We start from the raw sequence: 3,640 nt of genomic DNA on the forward strand, positions 1-3,640 counted from the left end.
ATTTCATAAAAATAACACCCCAAATGTTAGATTTTTTCTGTCTAACTTTTGGGGTGCGGTTCACACAAACGAGAGTTTGAAAATATATCTCTACTTCCTACTCAAACACAAACTGGTTATGATAAAGTTCTGAATAGAAGCCGCCGAGTTTGAGGAGTTGATGGTGATTCCCCTGTTCAATGACCTCTCCGTCTTTGAGGACAATAATCTGGTCGGCATTGAGAATAGTCTTGAGGCGGTGAGCAATGACAAAGCTAGTTCGGCCAGCCACAATGGCTTCCATAGCCTGCTGAATCTTGCTCTCTGTTACCGTATCGACATTGGAAGTCGCTTCATCCAAAATCAAGACTTGCGGGTCTGTCAGCAGGGTTCTGGCAATGGAAATCAGCTGTTTCTGCCCAGTTGAAAAGATATTCTGGTCATCATCTACCAAGGTATCATATTTGTCCGGCAGACTTTCAATATAGTCATGGATATGGGTCGCACGCGCAGCCGTTTCGACCATTTCCTGACTAGCATCCGGCACACCGAAGCGGATATTGTCCCGAATCGTGCCGCTAAAGAGCACCGAATCCTGCAAGACAATCCCCACATGGCTCCGTAAGCTATCCAGCTCATAGTTCCGAATGTCGCGACCGTCAAACTCAATGCTGCCACTATCCACATCATAAAAGCGGTTTAGGAGGTTCATAATCGTCGTCTTTCCTGAGCCAGTCGGGCCAACAACAGCCGTCATCTTGCCCTTGGGTGCTGAAATGCTGACATCTTTTAAAATCGGCTTACCTTTCAGATAAGAGAAAGCAACATTCTTGATCTCGACTCCTTCTTTGAGCTCAGTGAAAGCAGGTGCATTTTCAGACCGAACCTCTTCTGGTGCTTCAAACATTTCTTGGATCCGATCAGCGCCAGTAAAAGCAAGCTGTAAGCTCCCCCAACTGGCAGCAATCTGTATGATAGGCTGGTAGTACTGCTGAGAAAATTGAGAATAGGTTGTAATCAATCCGACCGCAACCGCAGTACCAATACTCGAATCATTCAGCAACATAGCCGAACCTACAAAAATCACAATCGCGGTGTTGATAAGACTCAGCCCATTCATAACCGGAAAGAGCAGCCCTGAGCAGGCACGACCTTTAAAAGTTGCCGAACGAACCCTATCATTTTGGGCGACAAAGCCTTTAATCACCTCCTCCTGCATACCTTGAACAATCACAGCCTTCTGGCCCGAAATTGTCTCATCCATATAAGCATTCAGTTTCCCGACCTCTTTTTGCTGGAGGTCTGTATATTTACGAGCCAGCCTGACAATCATTATCAAGACAAGAAGGGCAACAGGTGTGCTCGCTACGGTCACCCAAGCCAAGCTTGCATTTTGGGCAAACATAATCACGACTAGAGCAATATAAAGAAAGATGTTTCTCATCACCTGAATCATGCTCTCATTCAAAGCCTGAAGAATATTGTCCAAGTCACTGGTAAAGCGCGAGAGGATATCTCCATCCTGATGACGGTCAAAGAAAGAGACCGTCAGCTTAGCTAACTTTCCAAAAAGGCCCTTTCTCATTTCATTGGTCGAATGAGAAATGACACGAGACATCAGGGTCATATAAATCATGCTGGAAAGAGACAGACACAAAAAAGTGAAAAACAAGTTCCACATAATGCCTCCAAATACAGTAAGAATCCTTTCTGTATTCTGATTATCGGCGAAAGCGGAGCCCAGCTCAACAAGATTCTGAACGACCTGACCAACGTAAATCGGAAAAAGAACTTGAAGCACTGTGGACAGGAGAATCATGAGGATAACTATTACAAATGACAGTTTGTAGTGTTTAAAATACTGCCAGAAAAATTTCATCGTCCGCATCTTAATCCTCCTTTCCTTTTTGCGTTTCATAGATTTCACGGTAAATCTTATTTGTCGCAACTAATTCAGAATGGGTACCCTGACCAATCAACTGCCCTTGATCTAAGACCAAAATTTTATCCGCATGGACTACCGAACTGATTTTTTGGGCGATAATAATCGTTGTTGACCCTTTCAGCTCTTTATTCAGAGCTTCCTGAACCAGCTTTTCAGATTTGGCATCCAATGCCGAGGTGGAATCATCTAGAATGAGGATATTGGGATTATTGACAACTCCGCGAGCAATCGATATCCGCTGTTTTTGCCCACCAGAGAAATTATTCCCACGCTCTTCAACTTCACTCTCAAAAGTATCTTCCATTCGGTTGATAAACTCACTAGCCTGAGCAATCTGAGCAGCTCGCTTCATCTCAGGCAGTGAAGCATTTAACTTCCCTTGACGTAGATTGTCTGCAATCGTTCCCTTGAATAGGATTGCTTTTTGCAAAACAATCGATACATTTTTACGAAGGGTACCCTGACTCAGGTCGCGCAAATCCTTGCCACCAATCATGATAGAACCCTCCTGTGGATCAAAGAGACGAGGAATGAGCTGAGCCAAGGTTGACTTTCCCGCCCCAGTCGCTCCGACAACACCAATCATTTGACCCGCTTGTACTTCAAAACTAATATCTTTGAGTATTGGTTCTTCGTCTGTCGGATAGGTGAAGGTCACATGCTCAAAAGTGAGGCTACCTTCCAGTTTTTCATCAGGAACATCCTTAAATACCATAGCTGGTGCTGTATCTAGAACTTCATTAATTCGGCGGATTGAAATGAGAGCCCGAGTCACTGTATTCCCCAAAAATCCAACCATAATAATCGTAAAGATAATTTGGTTTAAATAGCCAACGAAAGAAGCAATTGAGTTGACGATTCCAGGATCTGCTTGGACCATGCCTGAAAGAGCCCAGATTGCTAAAAATACTGCTCCATATCCAACAAACATCATAATCGGCTCGACAATAGAAAAAGCATAGCCAATGAAAAGATTTTGCGAAAGCAAATCATCAGAAACCTGGCTAAATTTTTTAAATTGCTCCTGCTCTTGAACAAAGGATTTGACTACACGTACACCGCGCAGGTTTTCCTTCGCAATACTATTCATCTTTTCTAAGAGAACTTGAAATTTCCTGAACCGAGGTCCCATCAAGCCCATCATTAAAGCAGTCAACCCCGATACCAGCACAATTAATAGGGCAATGATCCACCACAGTGATGGTAGGGTCATCAAAGCCAAGATGACTGAGCCAATGAACAGCAAGGGCAAATGGAATAGAATCTGAAAAAACATCATCACCAAATTTTGCACTTGGTTGATATCATTCGTCATCCGAACAACAAGATTTCCTGCATTGAATTTCTCAATATTAGCATAAGAAAAGGTTTGAATTTTACGGAAAGTTGCTTCCCGAAGGTCAGAGGAAACGGCCTGAGCAATATAGGCCGCTATGATGACATTGATGCCTCCAGCAACCAAACCAACTATTCCTATCCCAATCAGCCAGGCTCCTGTACTGGAAATTGTCTGTCCGCTGTTTGACTGGAGCGCATCTAATATACGTTTCAGCAGCCAAGGCTGGAGTAGCGAGCTGGCAATCATCAGGGCGGCCATTGTGATTGACCCAAGTACAAACCATTTATAGCGTGATAAGGTTTTAAAAAACATATTACCTTATATTTATATTAGCGGGTAGCTTCCGCCAGTATAAACCCTTTCTTAATTATTTTATA

Annotated in this window: 2 protein-coding genes; both read right to left on the reverse strand. The window is 43.4% G+C overall.

Annotation, left to right across the window (positions count from 1 at the left end):
- Window positions 1-97: 97 nt before the first annotated feature.
- Entirely contained in the window at window positions 98-1,867 is a 1,770-nt protein-coding gene (locus SSIN_RS07460; protein WP_037617519.1) for an ABC transporter ATP-binding protein, read from the reverse strand.
- Between the two features lies 1 nt (window position 1,868).
- Window positions 1,869-3,575: an ABC transporter ATP-binding protein gene (locus SSIN_RS07465; RefSeq protein ID WP_037617521.1), complete on the reverse strand. Its 1,707-nt coding sequence runs from the start codon at window positions 3,573-3,575 to the stop codon at window positions 1,869-1,871.
- Window positions 3,576-3,640: the final 65 nt, after the last annotated feature.

It is taken from the genome of Streptococcus sinensis (assembly GCF_000767835.1).
Lineage (GTDB): Bacteria > Bacillota > Bacilli > Lactobacillales > Streptococcaceae > Streptococcus > Streptococcus sinensis.

Bases quoted from the DNA above. Each gene is read 5' to 3' on its own strand.
- SSIN_RS07460 (WP_037617519.1), bottom strand. From the start codon at position 1,867: ATGCGGACGATGAAATTTTTCTGGCAGTATTTTAAACACTACAAACTG.
- SSIN_RS07465 (WP_037617521.1), bottom strand. From the start codon at position 3,575: ATGTTTTTTAAAACCTTATCACGCTATAAATGGTTTGTACTTGGGTCA.